This is a genomic window from Actinomadura sp. 3N407, from assembly GCF_052245875.1.
Taxonomy (GTDB): Bacteria; Actinomycetota; Actinomycetes; order Streptosporangiales; family Streptosporangiaceae; genus Spirillospora.
On the sequence record NZ_JBQQBP010000010.1, the window covers coordinates 228,647 to 251,269 of the forward strand.

Consider the following 22,623-nt stretch of genomic DNA (forward strand, 5'->3'; position numbering starts at 1 on the left):
GCGAGGGATCTTCGTTTTTCTGCCAGTCCGTGCCCGGGGGGCCCGTACGTCGATGAGCACGCGAATACCGGCGGACGCCGAGACCACGTCCCCGGCCGTCGCACGCCCACCCGTCGCCCCCGCCGATCCGGGCGCCGTCCGCGCCGGGGTGAACCGCCGCCGCTGGGCCTGGCTGTTCGGCCTCGGCTGGCTCGCACAGGTCGTGGTGCGGCTCTGGCTGAGCTCGGGGCAGACGGTCCCGGTGGCGACACCGGACGAGTCCGGCTATCTGTTCGCCGCCCGCGTCCTGACCGGCGGCCCCGACGCCGACATGTCGTTCGGGACGATCTACCGGGGCGGATATCCGCTGCTGCTGACGCCCGCGTTCTGGTTCGGCGACGACCCGGTCAGCGTCTACCGCGGCGCCCTGGTCATCAACGCGCTGATCAGCGCGGCGATGCTGCCGCTGGCCTTCCTGCTGCTGCGCCGCCTGCGGGTCCGCCGGCGATGGTCGTACGTCTTCGCGCACGTGACGGCGATGCTGCCGTGCGTCCTGTTCTACTCCGGGTTCGTGCTGACCGACGCGGTCCTGCCACTGATCCTGACCGGGTGGCTGCTGCTCGTCCACACCTGGCTGAACGCCCCGCCCCCGGCGGGCCGGCGCTCGGCCGCCCGCCTGCATCTGGCCGGGGCGGGCGCGTCGCTCCTCGCCGCCTACGCCTACGCCTGCCACTCGCGCGGCGCGATCCTGCTGGTCGTGCACGCGGCGCTGCTGGCGGCCTCGCTGGTGTGCCGATGGCGGTCGTGGCGAGGCGTGTCCCTCGCCGCGCTCGCGGCCGCCGCCGGGACGGCCGCGGGGACGCTGCTGAACCGTTCGCTGCTGCCGCACATGTACCCGCACGGCGACAACGATCTCGACGGCAACGTCGTCCGGCGGCTCACCAGCGAGGACGGGTGGGCCTGGATGCTGTCGCTCGGCAGCGGCCAAGTCTGGTACCAGGCCGTCGCCACCGGCGGCATGGCGGCGGTCGGCCTCGTCGCCGTCGCGTTCGTCGCGATCCGCCCCTCCGCCGCCGCGTCCGCCATGTCCGGCCCGTCCGCCCTATCCGGCCCGTCCGCCCTGTCCGACGGGTCTGGCGCGGCCGGCACGTCCGACGGGTCTGGCGCGGCCGGCACGTCCGACGCGGCTGGCGCGGCCGGCACGTCCGACGCGGCTGGCGCGTCCGAGGCGTTTGGCGCGTCTGGCACGCCGGGCACGCCGGGCACGCCGGGCACGTCCGGCACGTCCGGTACACCCGGTGCGTCCGGTACATCGGGGCGGACGCGGGCGCTCGCGCTCGCCGTCGTCGCGATCGTGGCGGGCATCGCGTTCGCCACCTCGGCCGCCCTGCCGGTCGAGTACCGCATCGGCAACTACGTGTACGGCCGCTACCTCGCCTGCATCACGCCGGTCCTGTTCATCGTCGGCATCGCGGTCCTGCTGCGCGCGTCGCGTCGGACGCTGCTGTGGGCATCGGCCGCGGCGGCCACCATGACCCTCGTCGCCGCGTGCGTCGTCCAGTGGTACGCGGGCGACCTGCTCACCCAGTACACCTACACGGCCTACGACTTCCCCGAGACGGCGTTCCTCACCTGGGACTGGACGGCGTTCCACCTGTGGCACGCCACCCTCGCGGCTCTCGTGCTGCTCTTCGCGTCCGTGATGTTCGTCCGGCTGCGGCGCCACGGCCCGCTGCTGCTCGCGGGTGTGCTGGCCGTGGTCGCCGTGGGGATGTGCCTCACCGCCACCGACCGCATCGCCCGCCCGCTCGTGCGCGACGCGACCGCGCACACCGACGTCCGGCAGAGCATCGACCTGCGTGACCAGCGGTCCATCGCCGTCGACTGGAACGTCCCGTGGACGATCCGGCTCTCGCACTACTACTGGGCGTGGTGGAGCGAAGGCATCGTCTTCAACGCCCGGTGGACCCCGCCCCCGCGGAACGTGGACGTCGTCGTCCTGGCGTGGCCGAAGGACGTCCCCGCCACGGCGTCCTGGCCGCACGGCGCCCCGCCCGGCTGGCGCGTCGTCGACAGCCGCCGCACCATCGAAGGCGACTGGGTCGCCTGGTCCCGCTAGTTCTCCGGAGGCGGAGGCGGCGGGTTCCAGATCTGGAGGACGTTGTCGGAGGAGCGCCACATGAGAGTCCAGCCCTGTTCGGTGGACGGCCGCCAGCCGCCGCCGATCTGTGACTCCATGCCGCGCCAGCGCGTGTAGAGCATCGGGCCCTCGGTCGCGTTCCTCGGGACCTTCGGCAGGTAGTGCGGGAAGTCGCGGATCTCGCCGCGCCACACCGGGTCGCCCCACACGTCCCGCGTGTAGAACGTGAGGGTCTGCGCGAGCCGCCGGTCGGCGCAGATCAGCGTGATCTCGCGGTGCTCGCCGAGGTAGCCGCGCAGTTCGTCCCACGCCTTGTCGCGCGGCAGGTCGGGGACGGCGCGGACGGCGCCCACCGCGTACGCGGCGCCCAGCGCGACCGCCACGCCCGCCACCACCGGCACCGCGGCCCTGCCGGCGGCACGCGGGCCCAGCCGGGACGGGAGCCCGGACGGCAGCATCCGGAACATCAAGATCAGCGACCCGAATCCGCCGGCGAGGAGCGCGGGCAGCACCGCGAACCAGTACCGCTGCAGCCAAGCCCGCAGCTTGATGTCGTTGGGGTCGAGGACGCCTGAGAACAGCGTCAGAGGGACGGCGAGGGTGAAGAACCACACCAGGACCAGCGCCAGCCGCCGGTCGCGGGTGACGGCCCAGCCGACGATCGTGAGCGCCAGCGCGATCGTGAAGACGACGCCGAGCGGGTTCCAGTCGTGCATAGCGCGCAGGAACGACCGGAGCGCGAGTTCGCGCGTCACGTAGTCGCGGGACTGGCCGCCGTGCGTGGCGGCCGACACCAGCCCGGCGAGGGGCGTCCCCCAGACCAGCTGGTTGTGGACGAGGTTGAACGCCAGGATCGTGAGCATCGGCACGCCGACCGTGACGTTGCGGCGCCACGGGATCCGCAGCAGCGCCAGGTACACCGGGATGGCGAGGAACAGGAACGCCAGGAACTCCCGGACCAGGAACGACGCGCCGAGGAACACCCCGGCGGCCAGCAGCATGCGGGTCTGGGCCCGCCCGGTTCTGCGGCTCGCGACGACCAGGCCCGCCATCCCGATCGTGAACAGCCCGGCGCCCGGCATGTCCGGCAGCATCACCCCGGTCGACCAGGTGATCTCGTGGCCGAACGGGTTCGTCAGCGTGAAGAACGGGTGGGCGAGCAGGATCGCCGCGGACGCCAGCCCGGCCACGTCCCCGAACAGCGACCGGACGACCAGGTACGTCCCGGCGAAGAACGCGCAGCCGCCGAGCGCCGCGACGGCGAAGTAGGCGGCCTCGCCGGGTCCGAGGACCTCCTGGACGAGCCGCGCGGGCAGCACGAGGCCGATCCGGGTGACCTGGTGGGGGACCTCGTCGAACGGCCACGTCGCGAGCGGGATGTCGGGCCAGGAGCGGGCGGCGAGCCACACGTAGTACGGGTCGAAGTACAGCGGCGGCGTCTTGATCACCCACTGCACGAGCACCGCGGACGCCGCCACCAGCAGGGTCAGCCACACCACCCGCCGCGTCCGCCGCAGCCGGGAGATCACCCGTGCTGGGAGGGGCCGCCCGCGTCCGCCGGATCCCCCGTGGCCCCCGGGTCCGCCGTGTCCGTCGCGTTCGCCGTGTCCGTCACGTTCGCCGTGTCCGTCGCGTTGGCCGTGTCCGTCGTGCTCGCCGGAGCCGCCGGGTTTCGGGTCTTCCCCCGCTCCTGCCGCCGCCGGCTCGTCGGCCTGCTCGACGCCCTGCTCGTCGGCCTGCGTGTGGGCCATGCCTCGCTTCTGCCTTCTAGAGTCGTGCGACTCAGAGCTGCTCTTACGGGGGCGGGCGTCCCGCCGGGACGCCGGACCAGGTTACTCGCGTGCCGGGGCCACCGTGACGCGACTACCCTTGATTTCATGTCCTCGTCAAGCCGTCACATCTTGACCGCGCCCGCATGGCCGTACGCCAACGGGCCCCGTCACATCGGGCACGTCTCCGGATTCGCGCTGCCCGCCGACATGTTCGCCCGCTACCAGCGGATGGCGGGCAGCAAGGTCCTGATGGTCAGCGGCACCGACGAGCACGGCACCCCGATCCAGGTGCAGGCCGACAAGGAGGGCGTGACCGCCCGCGAGCTCGCCGACCGCTACAACGGCGTGATCGCCGAGGACCTGCACGGCCTCGGCATGTCCTACGACCTGTTCACCCGCACCACCACGCTGAACCACTACGCGGTCGTCCAGGAGATCTTCAAGGGCCTGTACGACAACGGCTACATCTTCCCGCAGAAGACGATGGGCGCGATCTCGCCGTCCACCGGCCGGACGCTCCCGGACCGCTACATCGAGGGCACCTGCCCGATCTGCGGGTACGACGGGGCGCGCGGCGACCAGTGCGACAACTGCGGCAACCAGCTCGACCCGGTCGACCTGATCAACCCGGTGTCCCGGATCAACGGGGAGAAGCCGAAGTTCGTCGAGACCGAGCACTTCATGCTCGACCTGCCCGCGTTCACCGAGGTCCTCGGCCGGTACCTGCGCGGCAAGCAGGGCGGGTCGCTGGCGTGGCGTCCGAACGTGCTGAAGTTCGCGCTGAACCTGCTGGACGACCTGCAGCCGCGGGCGATCAGCCGCGACCTCGACTGGGGCGTGCCGATCCCGCTGGACGGCTGGCGCGACAACCCGGCCAAGAAGCTGTACGTGTGGTTCGACGCGGTCGTCGGGTACTTCTCCGCGTCCGTCGAGTGGGCGCGGCGGGCCGGCGACCCGGAGGCGTGGCGCGCCTGGTGGCAGGACCCGGACGCCCTGTCGTACTACTTCATGGGCAAGGACAACATCGTCTTCCATGCCGAGATCTGGCCGGCGATGCTGCTCGGCTACGGCGGCCAGGGCGACAAGGGCGGCACGCCCGGGTCGCTCGGCGCGCTGAACGTGCCGACGGAGGTCGTGTCGTCGGAGTTCCTGACGATGGAGGGCAAGAAGTTCTCCTCGTCCCGCCAGGTCGTCATCTACGTGCAGGACTTCCTTGAGCGTTACGACGTGGACGCGCTGCGCTACTACGTCGCGGTCGCCGGGCCGGAGAACCAGGACACCGACTTCACGTGGGCGGAGTTCGTCCGCCGCAACAACGACGAGCTGGTCGCCGCGTGGGGCAACCTCGTCAACCGTTCGGTGAACATGGCGGCGAAGAACTTCGGCGCGGTCCCGGAGGCGGGCGACCTCACCGACGCCGACCGGGCGCTGATGGAGCGCAGCCGTAACGCGTTCCGGGCGGTGGGCGCCGAACTCGAACGGTCCCGGTTCAAGAACGCGACCACCGAGGCGCTGGACGTCGTCCGCGACGCCAACCGGTACCTGTCGGACCAGGCGCCGTGGAAGCTGAAGGACGACCCGGCGCGCGTCCAGTCGATCCTGCACACCGCGCTGCAGGTCGTCGACGACGCCAAGACGCTGCTGACGCCGTTCCTGCCGGACTCGTCGCAGAAGGTGTACGAGATGCTCGGCGGGCAGGGCGTGTGGAGCGGCATGCCGGAGCTGAAGACGGTCTCCGAGGAGGGCGGCCCGGACTACCGCATCTTGACCGGCGACTACGCGACCGAGGCGCGCTGGGAGTCCATGCCGATCAAACCGGGCGTCCCGCTGACCAAGCCGGTCCCGCTGTTCAAGAAGCTGGACTCGTCCGTGGTCGACGAGGAACTCGCCCGGCTGGAGAACCGGTGAGCCGCAATGGGGACGGGCAGAGCTCGCGCTCGTTCCCGCCGCTTCCCGAACGCCTGCCGGTGGACGTGTTCGACAGCCACTGCCATCTCGACATCGTCGCCACGCCCGTGCAGGAGCAGCTCAGGTCGGCGAAGGCGGCGGGCATCGCCCGGATCGTCACGATCGGCTGCGACCTGCCGTCGTCGCGTTTCGCGGTGGAGGCCGCCGTCGAGTTCGACGAGGTGTACGCGGCGGTGGCGATCCACCCGAACGAGACCACCGGGGTCTCCGGCGCCGTCCTGGACGACGTCGAGCGGCTGGCCGCGCACCCGAAGGTCCGCGCCATCGGCGAGACGGGCCTGGACTACTACCGCGACTGGGCGCCGAAGGACGACCAGCACCGCGCCTTCCGCACGCACATCGAGATCGCCAAGCGGACCGGCAAGGCGCTGGTCATCCACGACCGCGACGCCCACGACGACGTGCTCGGCATCCTGAGCGAGGAGGGCGCGCCCGACAAGGTCGTCTTCCACTGCTATTCGGGCGACGCCGCGATGGCGGAGATCTGCGCCGGCCACGGCTACATGATGAGCTTCGCCGGCAACATCACGTTCAAGAACGCCGAGCCGCTCCGTGAGGCCCTGAGGGCGGCCCCGCTCGACCTCCTGCTGGTGGAGACCGACGCGCCGTTCCTGACCCCGATCCCGCACCGGGGCAAGCCGAACGCCTCGTACCTGATCCCGCACACGGTGCGGGCGATGGCGGAGGTCAAGGGCGTGGACGTGGCGGAGTTGTGCACCGCGATCGCCGCGAACGGAGAGCGCGTCTTCGGCCCCTGGTGAGCGGCGCGGCCGGTGTGGCGTGGCCGGTCAGTCCGTTGTGCGGAAGGTGGCGAAGGCGATGACGATGGCGATGTCGCGGAACGGCGGCGGCGCCGTGTTCTCCACGCGGATGACGCACCGGCGCCCGGTGTGCGCGATGGTCGCAGCCTTCGTGCCCCGCGCGTCGTTGACGCGCAGGCTGCTGGAGAACTTGCCGCCGATGTTCGTCGCGGAGCCGATGGGCGCCCCGCCGGGGTCGAGCATCTCGTAGCCGCGCGGGCTGGGGGAGACCCTGCGGATCAGGGCGAGCGCGGTCCCGGACGGATCGAGCAGCACGTCCTCGGGTTCGAGGCCCTCGGACGAGCGGTGCTCGACGACCGCGAGCGTCTGCCCGCGGGGGGCGGTCAGGGCGCGGAACTCGGTCGCGTCGCGGTTGATCCCGGCCGCCTTGTCGAAGCCGGAGCGCGGGAAGTCCCGGGAACGCCGTCCCGGCGCCTCGACCGGCCGGTGTCCGGGAGGCGGGGGCCCGGGCGGGCCCAGCGTGGCGTGGGGGAGGCCGTCCGCGTGGAACGCCTTGTCTCCGGAGACGATGAGGACGGTGCCGCCGGTGGGGTCGGCGAGCAGGGACTTGGCGAGTTTGCGCCCGTGCCCCAAGGTGACCCGCAGCGCCCAGAAGACGATGAACGGCACGCCCAGCAGGGGCAGCGAGAACAGGAAGGGCGCCCAGTTCCGGGTGAAGCCGCCCGCGTAGGGGCCCATGGGACCGATCCGTGCGGGGACGTCGGTTCCCGCGTCCTCCTCGTCGAGGCCGTAGATCTCACCCGCTCCGGAGCCGCCGCTCTCGGTCCGCCATGTTCCGACGCAGGTCAGCCGCCTTCCCGTGCGGGTGGTAGGTCCTCGCTCGCATCGCTCGACGGACGCGGTCGCCTTCTCTCCGAAAACGAACGTGTAGGTGAGGACCACCGGCCAGAACAGCATGGCGGCGACGCTCACAGAGACCAGTGTGATCGCGACAAGACGCCCTCGGAGCATGATCAGCCGATGCTCGGGGGCCTGATGAGGACGAGTGCGAGCGCCGCGTCCCGCAGGAGCGGCGGCGCGCCCTCCACGGCCCGCGGCACCCGCCGGCCGGGGAGCAGGGCGGGGAGCAGGGCGGGGAGCAGGGCGGGGAGCAGGGCGGCGGTGGCCGCCGGTGTCTCGTCACCGTCACGGGCGGGTCGTGAGCGAGAGGGGGACCGATGGGGGTGACGGGGGTACGGCTGGTGCGGGACGTGGTCGCGGACTTCCGATGTCGTCATGCTGGCCTCCTCGGCGGGCCCGGACGAGCCGAAGCCGGCTCCGGGTGGTGTCGAACAGCCGGTAGCAGCCCGGTAGGAGTCGGTAGAAGTCCGGTAGAAGGTTCCGGTAGAAGGTTCCGGTAGAAGGTTCCGGTAGAAGGTATCGCCCTCACGAGGTCGATGATCGGGATGCGGCGGCGCATGGCCCTGTGACGGCGCATGGCCCTGTGACGTGGCGTCCCGGTGGGAGGTTCCCGCGGGCGGGCGGCGGGGGGCGGCGGGCCGTTGCGAGCCGCCGGGCCGTGGGCGGGTAGCGGTGGCGGCCCACCGCCGACTTGCTCGCGTTTGTCGCGTCTTGCGGGTATCGATGGGCCTCATGTGAAGGATGAGGTGGCGGAGGACGGGCGGGTGGCTCTACTCTCTGGCCGTTGAGCGGGCGCCCCCGAGCCCGGCCCCCCTGGAGGAACCCCTTGTCTTGGAAACCCGTGCGTCGCGGTCCCCTGGCCCCCGCCGTCCCCGTCCTGCTGGCGGCCGCGCTGCTGGCGGCGGGCTGCGGAGGCGGGACGGACCCGAAGAGCACGGCCGCCGCCGCGGACGCGCCCCGCACCAGCGCGCCCGTCCCGCGCCAGGTCGTCATCGTTGTCGACGGTGAGAAGACCGCGACGACGACGACCGGCACGACCGTCCGGCAGGTCCTCGACCAGGCCAAGATCACGCTGGGCCCGCACGACCTGGTGAAACCGGCGGTCGACCAGCCCGCCGGGGACATCGTGAAGATCCTGCGGCTGCTGTCGGCCCCGAAGCTGAAGGTCGTCAAGACGCCCGCCAAGACGATCAGGAAGAAGAGTTCCTCGGTGCCGCCGTGGGGCGAGAAGGTGCTGCGCGAGGGCAAGTCCGGCATCAAGATCGTGAAGTGGGCGTACGTCCCGCGCAAGGGCAAGAACGGCAAGGTCAGGAAGGTCAAGAAGGTCCTGGCGCAGAAGGTGAAGCGCAAGCCGGTCACGCGGATCCTCGCGGTCGGCCCGAAGTCGGCGGGCGGCGGCGCGGCCGCCGGGCTGAACTGGCGCGGGCTGGCCAAATGCGAGTCCGGCAACAACCCGAAGGCCGTGAACCCGGCCGGGTACTACGGGCTCTACCAGTTCTCCATGGCCACGTGGCAGTCGGTCGGCGGCAAGGGCAGGCCGTCCGACGCCAGCGCGGGCGAGCAGACCTACCGGGCGCAGCTCCTCTACAAGAAGGTGAACGGCCGCTGGCAGGGGCAGTGGCCCAACTGCGGCAAATTCCTGTTCTCCTAGCTGGAACACTTGTCTTGTGGGGGAGACATCGGGCCTGCTCGGGCCGGCGGACGTGCGGGAGCTGGCCGAGCGGCTGGGCATCAGGCCGACGAAGACGCTCGGGCAGAACTTCGTCATCGACGCCAACACCGTCCGGCGGATCGTCCGGGCCGCCCGGCTGAGCCCGGACGACGTCGTCATCGAGGTGGGGCCCGGGCTGGGGTCGCTCACGCTGGCGCTGCTGGCGGAGGTACGGCGCGTCGTCGCCGTGGAGATCGACGCGACGCTGGCCGCCGAGCTGCCCGCCACGGCCGAGGCGCGGGCCCCCGGCCACGCGGCACGGCTGGAGGTCGTGCACGCCGACGCGATGAAGATCACACACCTGCCGGGGCCGGACCCCACGGCGCTCGTCGCGAACCTGCCCTACAACGTCGCGGTGCCGGTCGTCCTGCACCTGCTGGCGACCCTGCCGTCGCTGCGGTCCGCGCTGGTCATGGTGCAGGCGGAGGTCGCCGACCGGATGGTGGCGCCGCCCGGCGGCAGGATCTACGGCGTGCCGTCGGTGAAGCTCGCCTGGTTCGGCGACGCGCGCCGGGCCGGGGCGGTCGGGCGGGCGGTGTTCTGGCCCGCCCCGAACGTGGACTCGGGGCTCGTCGCGTTCGCCCGCCGTGAGCCGCCGCCGACCACGGCGACCCGCGAGCAGGTGTTCGCGGTGATCGACGCCGCGTTCGGGCAGCGCCGCAAGACGCTGCGCGCGGCCCTCGCCGGCTGGGCGGGGTCCCCGGCCGCCGCGGAGGAGGCGCTGCGCGCCGCGGGCGTCGACCCGCGCGCGCGGGGCGAGGCTCTGGACGTGGCCGCCTTCGCCCGCATTGCCGAGTATGGTCCTTCCGTCCGGGCATTTTGATCCCGAGGCTCCCTGGGCGTGTTCGAAGCGAGCGTGTTTCGGAAGCCGGTGTGTTCCGAAGCCGGTGTGTTCCGAAGCCGGTGTGTTCCGAAGCCGGCGTGCTACGGAGCGGACTGGGCGGACTCATCGCCCCGGGGACACCAGATCGGTACAAGCGGAGGTCGATGGTGAAGGCGCGTTCGCGGACGGCGCGAGCGAGGTTGCCGATCGCGGGGACGGCCCTGCTCGCCACCGCGGCGATGATCGCGACGGTCGCGGCGGGCTGCGGTGACGGCGCGGGCGCGGCACCGACGATCACGACGACGGCGCGGGCGGGTGTGGCGCCGGTCCCGCCGAAGGAGGGCGCCTACTTCGGGGCCTGGGTGCCGCCGGAGGAGTCCGGGAAGCCGTCCGCGTCCCCTTCCGGTTCCCCGCCGGGTTCACCGTCCGGCGATGAGGCGGGCAAGCCGGGCATGGCGCCGATCGTCGGCTTCGAGGGGGAACTCGGGCGGCGCCTCGACGTCGTGCACAGCTACCGCGGCTGGAAGTCCGACTTCCCCGGAGGGCTGGAGAAGACCGTCGTCGACGGCAACCGCTACCTGCTGCTGACCTGGGGCGGCGCCGACACCAGGAAGATCGTCCAGGGCGAGTACGACGAGCTGATCCAGCGGCGCGCCCGCGCCGTCAAGGACCTCGGCAAGCCGATCTTCCTGCGCTGGTCGCGGAACATGGACGCGTCGGCGGCCGGGAAACAGGTCCACTCGCCCGAGGACTTCATCGCCGCGTGGAAGCATCTGCGGAAGATCTTCGAACAGGAACAGGTCCACAACGTCGCCTGGGTGTGGTGCCCCACCGCCCGCGGCTTCGGCGGTGCGGGCCCCGCCGGAGCCTTCTACCCGGGCGACGACCACGTCGACTGGATCTGCGCCGACGCCCAGTCCGGCGGCGGCTCCGACTACCGCGACCTGTCGGAGGCCGTGAAGGCGTTCATGCAGTGGGCGCGGGACCGTCCCAAACCCATCATGATCGCCGAGTTCGGTGTCCCGCAGTCCTACGGGGAGCGGCGCGCCGAATGGCTCCGTGAGGCGGCCAAGACGCTCCAGGACCCGCAGGTCAAGGCCGTCGTCTACTTCAACTCCGACGAGCAGGCCGAAAACGCCCGCGACAAGCGCCACGCCTACTCGGTGACCGGCGACAAGCACGCCACCTCCGCGCTCCGCGAACTCGCCACCACCCCCTACTTCAACCCCCGCAACCTTCCGGTGACCAGCGGCGGCTGACCCCGGCGACGGAGTGAGTCCCGGGGGACGTCCCCGCGGAATATCAACAGGCCGTAGGGTTTCGGGCGTGAGCGCAGTGACCGTACGCGTCCCCGCCAAGGTCAACCTTCAGCTCGGCGTGGGGCCGATCCGCGATGACGGGTACCACGACCTCGTCAACGTGTTCCACGCCGTGTCGCTGTTCGACGAGGTCACCGCCGCGCACGCCGGGCGGCTGGAGGTGCGCGTCCAGGCCGCCCCGCACTCGCGGATCGCGGTCGAAGGCGTCCCCGCCGATGACGACAACCTCGCCGTCAGGGCCGCCAGGCTCGTCGCCGCGCGGCTGGACGTCGAGCCGCACGTCGCGCTCCGGATCCGCAAGGCCATCCCCGTCGCGGGCGGCATGGCGGGCGGCAGCGCCGACGCCGCCGCCGCGCTGGTCGCCTGCGCCCGGCTGTGGGACGACCGGGAGCAGCCCGTCCTCGGCAGGGACGACCTGATGGAGCTCGGCGCGGAACTCGGCAGCGACGTGCCGTTCGCCGTCCTCGGCGGCACCGCGGTCGGTGTCGGGCGCGGCGAGCGGCTCACCTCCGCCCTCACCCGCGGAACCTTCCACTGGGTGTTCGCGACCGCCGACGGCGGCCTGTCCACCCCCGCCGTCTACGCCGAATGCGACCGGATCCGCGAGGCCGAGGAGGAGGCCGCGCCCTGGCCGGGCGTGTCGGAGGAGCTGATGACGGCGCTCGCCACCGGTGACGCCAAGGGCCTCGGCGCCGCCCTGACCAACGACCTGCAGCCCGCCGCGCTGTCGCTGCGGCCGTCGCTGGGCCGCGTCCTGGACGCCGGCCGTGACCTCGGCGCGGTCGGCGCGGTCGTCTCCGGGTCCGGCCCCACCTGCGCGTTCCTCGTCGAGACGGAGGAGGACGCGGCCGGTCTCGCGGGCGCGCTGGACGGCACGGGCGTCGCCGCGCAGGTGCTGCGGGCATCCGGTCCCGTGCCGGGCGCGACGGTCGTGTGACGCTCGGTGCCGGCGGCCCGCGGGCCGGCGCGGTAGCTGCGCTCGTCACACAAGCGAACTTCGCGCCCACGGTGAACGTCTTGTACCCGTGACACCGATTCCCTCCGACGAGGTGGACCGATGACGTATCTGTCCGGGCTGCTGGTCCTCGTGGCGATCGCGATGATGGCGACGCTCGTCCTGCTGGCCGTGCGCCGCGACCGCGCCCTCCGCCGCAACGCGCCCGGTTCGGTGGTGGCGCGGCCGCCGCAGGCCACTAGCCTTGGGGCGCGGAGCGAGGGCGGGCCGGCATCGCCCCCGGCCGTGCGCTGAGTTCCCCCGTGCGCTGAGTTCCCCCCGGACCTGTGAGGCCTGTGTGATGTCGTTCGGCGCCCTGCTGGGCGGAATCGTCCTGCTGATCCTCGTGCTCGCCGTCGTGGTCGGAGTGATCGTCATCGCCACGTCCTCGGCCCGGAAGAAGAACCAGAGCCTCCCGCCCGGATACGGCCCGCCGCCGGGACAGGGCGGCCCGCCGGGGCCGCCGCCCGGGCCGCCGCCCGGGCCTTGACCGTCTGCACGATCGGCTCGCCCGGGCTAATAGTCTGGGTGGCGTCGTGAATCTGATCAACCTTGAGAACGTCGCCAAGGCCTACGGGCCCGAGCCGCTGCTCGACGCCGTGTCCCTCGGCTTGGACGAGGGGGACCGCATCGGCGTCGTCGGCCGCAACGGCGGCGGCAAGAGCACCCTGGTGTCCGTCGTCGCGCGTGAGACCGAGCCCGACGCCGGGCGCGTCACCCATGCGCGCGGCCTGCGCCTCGGCACGCTGGCCCAGCGGGACGAGTTCCCGGAGGGCGCGACGGTCCGGTCCGTCGTGCTGGGCGACCGCGCCGAGCACGAGTGGGCGGGCGACGTCCGCGCCCGCGACGTCCTCGCCGGCCTGATCGCCGACCTGGACCTGGACGCGCCGCTCGCGGACATGTCCGGGGGCGAGCGCCGCCGCGTCGCGCTGGCGCGGCTCCTGGTCCCCGAGTCCGATCTGCTGCTGCTGGACGAGCCGACCAACCACCTCGACATCGAGGCGATCGACTGGCTGGCCCGGCACCTGAAGGGCCGCAGGGTCGCGCTGCTCGTCGTCACGCACGACCGCTGGTTCCTGGACGAGGTGACCGAGCGGACGTGGGAGGTCGTCGACGGCCGCGTCGAACGCTACGAGGGCGGCTACTCCGCGTACGTCCTGGCGAAGGCCGAACGTGCCCGGATCGCCGCCGCCACCGAGACCAAGCGGCAGAACCTGCTGCGCAAGGAGCTGGCGTGGCTGCGGCGCGGCCCGCAGGCCCGCACGTCCAAGCCGAAGTTCCGGGTGGACGCCGCGCAGGCCCTGATCGCCGACGAGCCGCCGCTGCGCGACTCGGTGGAGCTGACCCGGTTCGCGACCGCGCGGCTCGGCAAGACGGTTTACGACGTGGAGGACGTGACGGTCGAGGTCGGGGAGGGCGACGCCCGGCGCGCCATCTTCGAGCGCATGACGTGGCGGCTCGGCCCGGGTGACCGGGTCGGCCTGGTCGGCGTCAACGGCAGCGGCAAGAGCACCCTTCTGCGCCTGCTCGACGGCTCCGTCTCGCCGGTCTCGGGGAAAGTGGTGCAGGGCAAGACCGTCCAGCTCGCGCACCTGTCGCAGAACCTTGAGGAACTGGATCCGTCCCGCCGCGTCCTGGAGGCGGTGGAGGAGATCCGCCGCCGCATCACCGTCGGCAAACGCGAATGGACGGCGAGCCAGCTCCTCGAACGCCTCGGCTTCCCGGGCGACCGCCAGTGGACGCCGGTCGGCGACCTGTCCGGCGGTGAGCGGCGCCGCCTGCAGCTGCTCCGCCTTCTCATGGGCGAACCGAACGTCATGCTGTTGGACGAGCCGACGAACGACCTCGACATCGAGACCCTCACCGAGGTCGAAGACCTCCTGGACGGCTGGCCCGGGACGCTCATCGTCGTCAGCCACGACCGGTACTTCCTGGAGCGCATCACCGACCATGTCGTGGCGCTCCTCGGCGACGGCCGCGTGTCGATGCTGCCCGGCGGTGTGGACGAGTACCTCGAACGCCGCGCCGCCGGCAGGGCCCCCAAGCCGACGCGCTCCGACAGGCCTGCCACCCCCGCGGAGAGGGCAGCGCCCGCGCCCGCCAAGCCGAAGGGCGGCGGGCAGGACTGGAAGGCCCGCAAGGAACTCGACCGGCTCGAACGCCGCCTGGAGAAACTCGCCGGCCAGGAGGCCGCCCTCCACGAGCAGCTCGCCGCGCACGCCACCGACTACGCCAGGCTTCAGGAGCTGGACGGCCGGCTGAAGGAGATCCAGGCGGAGGCCGCCGGGGTCGAGGAGGAGTGGCTGATGCTCGCCGAGGACATCGGCTGACCCCGGCTGGAGTTCCCAGGTCGAACCGGGGATGATCCCTGGATGACGACGTGGATCACCAGGACGGACGAGCCCGGGGACGGGCCCCGGCTCGCGGTCAAGGACGCCATCGATGTCGCCGGGCTGCCGACCACGGCGGGCTGCCGGGCCGTCGCGGAACGCGCCGAACCCGCCGCCGCGGACGCGCCCGTCGTCGCCTCGGCCCGCGCCCAGGGCGCCCGCGTCGTGGGGAAGACCAACCTCAACGAGCTGTGCATGGCCGCCGACGGCGTCAACCCGTGGGCGGGCACCCCCGTGAACCCGCTCGACCCGTCCCGCGTCCCCGGCGGATCGTCCAGCGGCTCCGCCGTCGCCGTCGCGACCGGGGAGGCCGACGTCGCGTTCGGCACCGACACGTCGGGCTCCGTTCGCATTCCCGCCGCGTGCTGCGGCATCGCGGCCCTCAAGACCACCGGCGGGCGCGTCCCGCTCGACGGCGTGTATCCGCTTTCCCCCACGCTCGACGTCGTCGGGCCGATGGGACGCGACGTCGCCGCCGTCGTCCTCGGGATGAGCCTCATCGAGCCCGGCTTCGCACCCGTCCCGTACGAGGCGTCCATGACCGTCGCGCGCCTGCGCCTCGGCGGCCCGGCCTTCGAGATCGATCCCGCGATCGACGCGGCCGTCGACGACGCGCTGCGCCGCCTCGGCCCCATCACCGACGTGACGTCCGAGCACTATGGCGAGGCCGCCACAGCCAACGGCATCATCGTCAGCGACGAGGGATGGCGGCAGAACGGTCACCTGCTCGCCGACCCGTCCGAACTCAGCGGACGCATCCGGCGGCGCCTTCAGCAGATGCACGATGTGGCCGCCGCCGGGCTCCTCGATCAGGCCGCCGGGATGCGCAAGGCGATCGGGGCAGAACTGGAAGGGATCCTCACCCGGCATGCCGCGATCGCCCTGCCCGTCCTGGCCTGCGTCGCCCCCGAACCCGGAGAGGACGACGAATTCGACATGACCCTCACCTCGCTGACCTGTCAGATCAACGTCGCGGGCCTGCCCGCCTTCGCGCTGCCGGTCCCGCTGCCGGGGTCGCATCTGCCCGCGTCCGTCCAGCTCATCGGCCCGGCGGGCGGGGAAGAACGCCTCTGCGGCATCGCCGCCGCCCTGGAGACCGCCCTGGCGTCATGACGCCAGTGAGTGATGCCGCCGGTGGGTGGTGGCGCCGGTGGGTGGTGGCGCCGTTGAGCGGTGGCGCCTAGTGGCGTTCGGTGTCCTTGTCGAACGGGATGACGAGAGTGCGGAGCAGGCCGGCGAGGACGTCGCGCTGGTCGGGGCTGAGGCTCTCCAGGATCGCCTGCTCCCGGCCCAGCAGGTCGGCGAACGCGGCGTCCACCCGAGTCCGGCCCGCGTCGGTGAGGCGGACCAGGACGCCGCGCTTGTCGAGCGGGTCGGGGTGCCGCTCGACGAGACCCGCCGCCGCGAGCCGGTCGATGCGGTTCGTCATGGTGCCGGACGTCACCAGCGTCGCCCGCAGCAGCCGCCCCGGGCTCAGCTGGTACGGGGCCCCGGCGCGGCGCAGCGCGGTGAGCACGTCGAACTCCCACGACTCCAGGTCATGGTCCAGGAACACCGCCCGCCGGGCGCGGTCGAGGTGCCGGGCCAGCCGGGAGACGCGGCTGAGGACCTGCAGTGGCCGGACGTCCAGGTCCGGACGTTCGGTGTTCCACGCCTCGACCAGCCGGTCCACCTCATCCTGCATGCCGACACCCTACCTGTCTTGATATCGAGAAACACCGCACGTCCGAACACGGGACGTTCGAACACGGCCCGTCCCGGGGTGATGTCCACCGTTCGGTGGACACCAGGTTCAACCGGACGAGCCTGCCGGTCGACAGGGCTCCGCGACCAGCATTTACGCCATGACGAACCTTCCTGTGCGCATGGCCCGGTGGAGCGCCGGGCATCCCTGGCGAGCGATCGCCGGGTGGTTCCTGTTCGTGGCGCTGTGCCTCGGCGCCGGAATCTCGATCGGCGGCCAGGCCGCCACGACCGAGGACTTCCGGATCGGCGAGGCCGGCCGGGCGGAGGCGATGGCCGCCGAGGGCGGTCTGCAGCGCGAACCCGTCGAGCATGTGCTGATCACCGCGAAGTCCGGCGGCGCGTTCGACCGGGCCGCGGCCGATGCGGCCGCCAGGGACGCCGCCGCGCGGATGAAGGGACTCCCCGAGGTCGAATCGGTGTCCGCTCCGGTGCCGTCGAGGAACGGCACGGCGGTGCGGGTGGACGTGACGATGAAGGGCGCCGAACGCGAAGCCATAGACCATGTGGAGCCGCTGCTGGCGCAGACGGCGGCGGTGCGGGCGGCGCACCCCGGTGTGCGGGTCGAGGAGACGGGCGGCCCGTCCATCAGCAAGGGCATCGGTGAGCTTCGCAACGACGACCTCGCCCGGACCGAGATGATCGCCCTGCCGATCACGCTGGTCACGCTGCTGGTGGTGTTCGGCTCCTTCGCGGTGGCCGTGGTGCCGGTGATCCTCGCGCTCTCCTCGATCATCGCGGCGATCGGCCTGTCGATGCTCGCCTCGCACGTGTTCCCGGACGCCGGGGTCGGCGCCAGCGTGATCCTGCTGATCGGCCTGGCGGTCGGCGTCGACTACACCCTGTTCTACCTGAAGCGCGAGCGGGAGGAGCGGGCGCGGTCGGGCGGCCGGCTCAGCGCGCGGGCGACCGTGGAGATCGCCGCGGCCACGTCCGGGCGCTCGGTGGTGGTGTCCGGGCTGGCGGTCGCCCTGTCCAGCGCGACGCTGTACGTGGCGGACGACGTCATCTTCTCCTCGATCGCGACCGCCGCGATCGTCGTCACGCTGGTCGCGGTCGTCAGTTCGCTGACCGTCCTGCCCGCGGTGCTGGCGAAGCTGGGCGGCTGGGCGGAGCGGCGGGCCGTCCGCCGCGGCCGGGCCAGGAAGGCGCCCAGGGCCGGAACCGGGCGGATCACGAAGGCGATCCTTCGCTCCACCGGCAAGCGCCCCGCCGTGACGCTGGCGGTGTCGGTGCTGGCCATGCTGGCGCTGACCGCCCCGCTGCTGAACCTCAACCTGACCGACATGGGCCGCGACAGCCACCCCCGCGAGATCGCCGCCATGCGGGTCTACGACCGGCTGAACGCGGCGTTCCCGGAACTGAAGTCCCTGCACCAGATCGTCGTCAGGGCGGACGCCGGACGCGCCGGTGAGGTGACCGCCGCGCTCCGCGACCTCGCGGAGCGGGCCGAGGCCGATCCGCTGCTCGCCGGGACGTCCGAGCCGCGCACCTCGCCGGACGGGCGGATCAGCCTGCTCGAACTCGCGGTGCCGCACCACGCCGGCACCGACGCGGCGCAGCGGTCCCTGGACCGGGTCCGCGGCGAGTACGTGCCCGCCACCGTCGGGGAACTCGGCGCCGAGACCGCGGTGACCGGCGACGTGGCCCGCTACGCCGACTACCCCGAGCACCAGAAGCGCAGGCTGCCGTTCATCATCGGGGCATTGCTGCTGGTGACGTTCGCGATGACGGTGTGGGCGTTCCGCTCGGTTGTCCTCGGCCTGGTCGGCGTGCTGCTGAACCTGCTGTCGGCCGGTGCGGCGCTCGGTCTGCTGACCATCGTGTTCCAGGAGACCTGGGCCGAGGGGCTGCTCGACTTCACCTCCACCGGTTCGATCGAGTCCCGGGTCCCGCTGTTGCTGTTCGTGATCCTGTTCGGCCTGTCGATGGACTACCAGGTCTTCGTGATCAGCCGGATCCGGGAGGCGGCGCTGCGGGGCGTCCCGACGCGGCAGGCGATCCTCGACGGGGTCGGCGGCTCCGCGAGCGTGGTGACCAGCGCCGCGTTCGTGATGGTGACGGTGTTCGCCAGCTTCGCCGCGCTGCACATCATCGCGATGAAACAGATGGGCTTCGCACTCGCCGTGGGCGTGCTGCTCGACGCCGCCGTCATCCGCGTCATGATCCTGCCGGCGCTGATGCTGCTGCTGGACGACCGGTGCTGGTGGCCGTCGCGCCGCATGCGCGGGGCTCTGGGCGGCTCCGACGAGCGTGTCCCGCAGATCGTAGGCTGACCCGCATGGCGCAGCAGCCCAGCGAACGGCCGCAGGCACGGGCGCTCCGCCGGTGGTACGCCGCCGTCTGGGTGCTCCTGGGACTTATCCCACCCGCCATCAGCGTGTGGGACCAGCCGAACTCGACACGATCGTCGACGCTGGCGCTGCTGACCGTGCTCGGTCTCTGCTACCCGATCACGGGATCGTTCCCCGGCGATCCGGTGGTCCGGCGGTACGCCTTCCTGTCCGTGCTCATCGCCGGGACCGGCGCCGTCTCCTACCTGACGGACGGCGCCGCGTCCCTGCTCATCGTGTCGCTCCCGCACTTCTGGATCTTCGCGGGGAGCCCGCGGCGCGCGGTCGCCCTCAGCGGCGCCGCCGCGGCGGCCACCGTCGCCGGTGACGCCGTCCGGCAGGGACCGGACGGGGAACTGCTCACCGGCAACTCCGTCGCCGCCCTCATCGGCTACGCGGCCGGTGTCCTCTTCGGGCTCTGGATGTACCACGTCGTCGGGCAGCGCGACGAACGCACCCGGGTCCTCACCGCCGACCTGGAGGACACCCAGCGGCGGCTCGCCGAGGCTCAGCGGCGGCAGGGCGCCGCCGACGAACGCGAACGGCTCGCCCGCGAGATCCACGACACCCTCGCGCAGGGCTTCGCGTCCATCGTCGTCCTTGCGGAGGCGGCCCGGAACGGCCTCGCCACCGCGCCCGGCAAGAGCGCCCAGCAGCTCACCTCGATCGAACGGACCGCGCGCGAGAACCTCGCCGAGGCGCGCGTCCTCGTCGGCTCGGCCGCCCAGGACAGCGTCACCGCCGCCTCCGTCGCCCGCACCCTCCGCCGCACCCTCGACAGGTTCACCCAGGACACCGGCGTCACCGTCACCGCCGACCTCCCCGACATCGACTGCGACCAGACCACCCGCATCGCACTCCTGCGCTGCACCCAGGAAACCCTCGCCAACGTCCGCAAACACGCCGCCGCCGGCACCGTCGGCGTCGTCCTCGAACGGCACCCGCACGGCATCGAACTGGAGATCACCGACGACGGACGCGGATTCGCCGTCGAGGACTCCCGCGGCTTCGGCCTCGACGGCATGCGCCGCCGCCTCGCCGAACTCGGCGGCGAACTCACCGTCACCAGCTCACCCGGCGACGGCACCCGCGTCCTCGCCATGATCCCCGCGGAGGACACGGCATGACCGACGACGGCAGGCTCCGGATCATCGTCGTGGACGACCACACCGTCATGCGCACGGGCGTCGTCGCGCTGCTGGCCGCCGAACCCACCATCGACGTCGTCGGCGAGGCGGGCGACGGCCGCGAGGCGGTCGCGCTCGTCGAACGCCTCCGCCCCGACGTGGCACTCCTCGACCTGCGCATGCCCGTCCTCGACGGCGTCGCCGCCACCAGCGAGATCACCGCCGGGCCCACCGGCACCCGGATCCTGGTCCTCACCACCTACGACACCGACAACGACATCGAGCACGCCATCGAGGCCGGCGCCATCGGCTACCTCCTCAAGGACACCACCCGGGACCAGCTCGTCGACGCCATCCACGCCGCGGCCCGCGGCGAGACCGTCCTGGCCCCCCGCGTCGCCGAGAGACTCGTCGCCCGGATGCGGCGGCCCGCCCGGCCGGCGCTGACCGCGCGGGAGATCGACGTCCTGAACGCCGTCGCCGACGGGCTCTCCAACGCCGAGATCGGCCGCCGCCTCGTCATCGCCGAGGCCACCGTCAAGACCCACCTCCTGCGCGTCTTCGCGAAACTCGACGTCAGCGACCGCACCCACGCCGTCATCGTCGCCCTCGACCGCGGGCTCATCAGCCGCCCGGAACCCCGGCCGCGGACCTGATGCGCTCCGCCGCCTCCGCGGCCTGCCGGAACCCCTCCCGGTAGACCGGCGCCCATCGCGCCAGGTCCCCGACGTTCTCCCCGAACGCCTCCAGCGCCCCCTCATCGGGAACGATCCGGACATCGGCTCCCGCGCCGCCGGACATGTGCGCCAGCGGCTCGACCAGCACCACCGCACCGGCGCCCTTCGCCAGACCCACATTGGAGCCGCCGCCGAACGCGCCGTCCATGTACCGGCGGCCGCCGATGGTCACCGGCTCCGCGAACCCCGGCGCGGCACTGCTCGCCGCCACGGCCGCCGTCAGCGGGACACCGCTCGTCCCGTCCCACACGACCGGCTTGCCCGACTCGACGTCCACCGCGGTGATGAGCAGCCGCCCCTCAGGCCACTCGTCCGTCTCGTTCTGGGAGGACGACTCCCCAGACTCCCCGGCAACGGCTGACCGGCCCACCAGGAACTCCATGCTCGCCCGGTGACGTTCTTCCGGCAGCGCCTCCGCCTCCAGCGCCAGCCGCCCGATCCGCCGCCTGACCTCGTCGGGGTCCAGGTCGGAGGCACTGGCGATCTCGAACACCCTGGCCATCACCGATGCGTCCGCGGCCTCCCGCGGCCCGTCCGAGGGCGGAAGCTCCGCCACCGCGGCCAGATCCCGCCCGGTGGCGATCATCGCCCCGGCGATCGCGCCCGCCGACGTCCCGACGATCACGTCCGCGGCGGCCGGATCCACGCCCTCCAGCCGCAGCCCCGCGGCGAGTCCCGTCAGCCACGCCGTCCCCACCGGCCCGCCGGGCCCGAGGACCAGCGCCCACCCGCCTCCACTGTGTTCCATGCGACCGACCCTATGGACGTCCCGCCGGCGCGGCATCCGTCAACCGGCCTAGGACCACAGGATTCTTGACATCAAGATATGGCTCCGGCATGCTCTCTCTTGATGTCGAGACAAGCAGCGGCCGTGTGGGACCCCGCCCAGTACGGGGCCTTCGGCGACGAGCGAGCCAGGCCGTTCGCGGAACTCACCGCACGCCTCGGCGACATCGAACCCGCCCGCGTCACCGACCTCGGATGCGGAACCGGCGAACTCACCGCCACCCTCGCCGCCCGATGGCCCCGCGCCGCCATCGAAGCCCTCGACAGCTCACCCGAGATGATCGCCCGCGCCCGCGAACGCGAAATCCCCGGACGGCTCCGGTTCCGCGTCGCGGACGTCACCGCATGGCGGCCCGAGCGATCCGTCGACCTCATCGTCAGCAACGCCGTCCTGCAATGGATCCCCGGGCACGCCGACCTCCTGCCCCGGTGGGCCGGCGCCCTCGCGCCCGGCGGACGCCTCGCCTTCCAGGTCCCCGGCAACTTCGACGCACCCAGCCACGTCCTGCTGCGCGAACTGGGCCGCTCGGACAGATGGCGCCGCAAACTCGGCGCCCTCCAGCGCGACGCCCCCGTCCTCGATCCGGCCGGCTACCTCGACCTCCTGACCCGCCACGGATACGCCGTCGACGCCTGGGAGACCACCTACACGCAGGTCCTCCACGGCGACGACCCCGTCCTCGAATGGGTCAAGGGCACCGCGCTGCGGCCCGTCCTCACCGCCCTCGACCCGGGTGAGACCGACGAATTCCTCGCCGCCTACGGGGAGGCGCTCCGGCAGGCCTACCCCGCCGCCCCCTACGGCACCGTGTTCCCGTTCCGGAGGATCTTCGTGATCGCCAGACCGACAACCCCATAGACGGGACGCCGCCCGCCCGCCGAGGGAAGCTGATCGTTCCCCTGCGGTGTGCCGACTCGGACGGGCGGGCGGCTTCCGGCGAATCCCGGCCTCGCAACCCGAAGCCGGCGACCCCTGGCCGGTGGCCGTCCGGACGAACTCCGGGCGGCCACCGGTTGCCACATCCGGCACCCGCCCGTCACGTCACGTTCTCGGACAGCCGTCACGCCCGTCACGCCAAGCACGCCGTCACCCGGTCATCCGGTCACCCGGTCACCCGGTCACCCGGTCACCCGGTCACC

At 72.5% G+C, this 22,623-nt stretch carries 20 protein-coding genes; 15 read left to right on the top strand and 5 right to left on the bottom strand.

The features are described 5' to 3' along the window. Positions 1-52 precede the first annotated feature (52 nt). On the top strand, positions 53-2,098 hold the full coding sequence (locus tag ACTWPP_RS25500; RefSeq protein ID WP_443106870.1) for a hypothetical protein: 2,046 nt from the start codon (positions 53-55) through the stop codon (positions 2,096-2,098). Here the strand turns inward: ACTWPP_RS25500 and ACTWPP_RS25505 are convergent. Beyond that, positions 2,095-3,870, bottom strand: a complete 1,776-nt coding sequence (locus ACTWPP_RS25505; protein WP_443106871.1) for an ArnT family glycosyltransferase — start codon at positions 3,868-3,870, stop codon at positions 2,095-2,097. The two genes, ACTWPP_RS25500 and ACTWPP_RS25505, sit on opposite strands and share 4 nt — an antisense overlap. Positions 3,871-3,996: 126 nt before the next feature. Between ACTWPP_RS25505 and metG the strand changes: the two genes are divergently transcribed. Together metG and ACTWPP_RS25515 are read left to right on the top strand one after the other, a co-directional pair. Next, positions 3,997-5,799, top strand: coding sequence for a methionine--tRNA ligase (metG, locus tag ACTWPP_RS25510; protein WP_443106872.1), 1,803 nt, complete (start codon positions 3,997-3,999; stop codon positions 5,797-5,799). Further along, the gene (locus ACTWPP_RS25515; protein WP_443106873.1) at positions 5,796-6,620 is read left to right on the top strand and encodes a TatD family hydrolase; all 825 of its coding nucleotides are present in this window, start codon (positions 5,796-5,798) and stop codon (positions 6,618-6,620) included. Before metG ends, ACTWPP_RS25515 begins: the two co-directional genes overlap by 4 nt. Positions 6,621-6,647: 27 nt before the next feature. Here ACTWPP_RS25515 and ACTWPP_RS25520 read toward each other — a convergent pair whose 3' ends face one another. Further along, positions 6,648-7,592, bottom strand: coding sequence for a hypothetical protein (locus ACTWPP_RS25520; RefSeq protein WP_443106874.1), 945 nt, complete (start codon positions 7,590-7,592; stop codon positions 6,648-6,650). A 41-nt stretch (positions 7,593-7,633) separates the two neighbouring features. After that, entirely contained in the window at positions 7,634-7,897 is a 264-nt protein-coding gene (locus ACTWPP_RS25525) for a hypothetical protein (protein ID WP_443106875.1), read from the bottom strand. 464 nt (positions 7,898-8,361) lie between these two features. On the opposite strand from ACTWPP_RS25525, the gene ACTWPP_RS25530 reads away from it, so the two are divergent. The 8 genes from ACTWPP_RS25530 to ACTWPP_RS25565 all read left to right on the top strand — a co-directional run bounded on the left by ACTWPP_RS25530 (position 8,362) and on the right by ACTWPP_RS25565 (position 15,870). Next, positions 8,362-9,171 carry a transglycosylase family protein gene (locus ACTWPP_RS25530; protein WP_443106876.1) on the top strand — a complete coding sequence of 270 codons (810 nt, stop codon included), beginning with the start codon at positions 8,362-8,364 and terminating at the stop codon, positions 9,169-9,171. Positions 9,172-9,187: 16 nt separating this feature from the next. Beyond that, entirely contained in the window at positions 9,188-10,054 is an 867-nt protein-coding gene (gene rsmA, locus ACTWPP_RS25535; RefSeq protein WP_443106877.1) for a 16S rRNA (adenine(1518)-N(6)/adenine(1519)-N(6))-dimethyltransferase RsmA, read from the top strand. Positions 10,055-10,218: 164 nt separating this feature from the next. After that, complete coding sequence (locus ACTWPP_RS25540; protein ID WP_443106878.1) at positions 10,219-11,313, top strand: glycoside hydrolase family 26 protein; 1,095 nt, start codon at positions 10,219-10,221, stop codon at positions 11,311-11,313. A 76-nt stretch (positions 11,314-11,389) separates the two neighbouring features. After that, a complete protein-coding gene (locus tag ACTWPP_RS25545) occupies positions 11,390-12,310 on the top strand; it encodes a 4-(cytidine 5'-diphospho)-2-C-methyl-D-erythritol kinase (RefSeq protein WP_443106997.1) in 921 nt (306 codons plus the stop codon). 120 nt (positions 12,311-12,430) lie between these two features. Beyond that, positions 12,431-12,622, top strand: a complete 192-nt coding sequence (locus ACTWPP_RS25550) for a hypothetical protein (protein WP_443106879.1) — start codon at positions 12,431-12,433, stop codon at positions 12,620-12,622. A 46-nt stretch (positions 12,623-12,668) separates the two neighbouring features. Continuing rightward, positions 12,669-12,857 carry a hypothetical protein gene (locus ACTWPP_RS25555; protein ID WP_443106880.1) on the top strand — a complete coding sequence of 63 codons (189 nt, stop codon included), beginning with the start codon at positions 12,669-12,671 and terminating at the stop codon, positions 12,855-12,857. 46 nt (positions 12,858-12,903) lie between these two features. After that, on the top strand, positions 12,904-14,697 hold the full coding sequence (locus ACTWPP_RS25560) for an ABC-F family ATP-binding cassette domain-containing protein (protein ID WP_443106881.1): 1,794 nt from the start codon (positions 12,904-12,906) through the stop codon (positions 14,695-14,697). Positions 14,698-14,739: 42 nt separating this feature from the next. Next, complete coding sequence (locus ACTWPP_RS25565) at positions 14,740-15,870, top strand: amidase (RefSeq protein ID WP_443106882.1); 1,131 nt, start codon at positions 14,740-14,742, stop codon at positions 15,868-15,870. A gap of 67 nt (positions 15,871-15,937) precedes the next feature. On the opposite strand, the gene ACTWPP_RS25570 is transcribed toward ACTWPP_RS25565, so the two are convergent. After that, positions 15,938-16,441: a MarR family winged helix-turn-helix transcriptional regulator gene (locus ACTWPP_RS25570; RefSeq protein ID WP_443106883.1), complete on the bottom strand. Its 504-nt coding sequence runs from the start codon at positions 16,439-16,441 to the stop codon at positions 15,938-15,940. A 160-nt stretch (positions 16,442-16,601) separates the two neighbouring features. On the opposite strand from ACTWPP_RS25570, the gene ACTWPP_RS25575 reads away from it, so the two are divergent. The 3 genes from ACTWPP_RS25575 to ACTWPP_RS25585 are packed head-to-tail and all read left to right on the top strand — an operon-like array spanning position 16,602 to position 20,616. After that, entirely contained in the window at positions 16,602-18,776 is a 2,175-nt protein-coding gene (locus tag ACTWPP_RS25575; protein WP_443106884.1) for an MMPL family transporter, read from the top strand. Between the two features lie 5 nt (positions 18,777-18,781). Further along, on the top strand, positions 18,782-19,960 hold the full coding sequence (locus ACTWPP_RS25580; RefSeq protein WP_443106885.1) for a sensor histidine kinase: 1,179 nt from the start codon (positions 18,782-18,784) through the stop codon (positions 19,958-19,960). Next, positions 19,957-20,616, top strand: a complete 660-nt coding sequence (locus tag ACTWPP_RS25585; protein WP_443106886.1) for a response regulator — start codon at positions 19,957-19,959, stop codon at positions 20,614-20,616. The genes ACTWPP_RS25580 and ACTWPP_RS25585 overlap by 4 nt, the downstream gene beginning before the upstream one ends. Here ACTWPP_RS25585 and ACTWPP_RS25590 read toward each other — a convergent pair. After that, positions 20,585-21,445 (bottom strand): patatin-like phospholipase family protein, encoded by an 861-nt coding sequence (locus tag ACTWPP_RS25590; RefSeq protein WP_443106887.1) that lies wholly within the window; start codon positions 21,443-21,445, stop codon positions 20,585-20,587. The genes ACTWPP_RS25585 and ACTWPP_RS25590 overlap by 32 nt on opposite strands. 102 nt (positions 21,446-21,547) lie before the next feature. On the opposite strand from ACTWPP_RS25590, the gene ACTWPP_RS25595 reads away from it, so the two are divergent. Then, positions 21,548-22,342 carry a trans-aconitate 2-methyltransferase gene (locus ACTWPP_RS25595; RefSeq protein WP_443106888.1) on the top strand — a complete coding sequence of 265 codons (795 nt, stop codon included), beginning with the start codon at positions 21,548-21,550 and terminating at the stop codon, positions 22,340-22,342. Positions 22,343-22,623 lie beyond the last annotated feature (281 nt).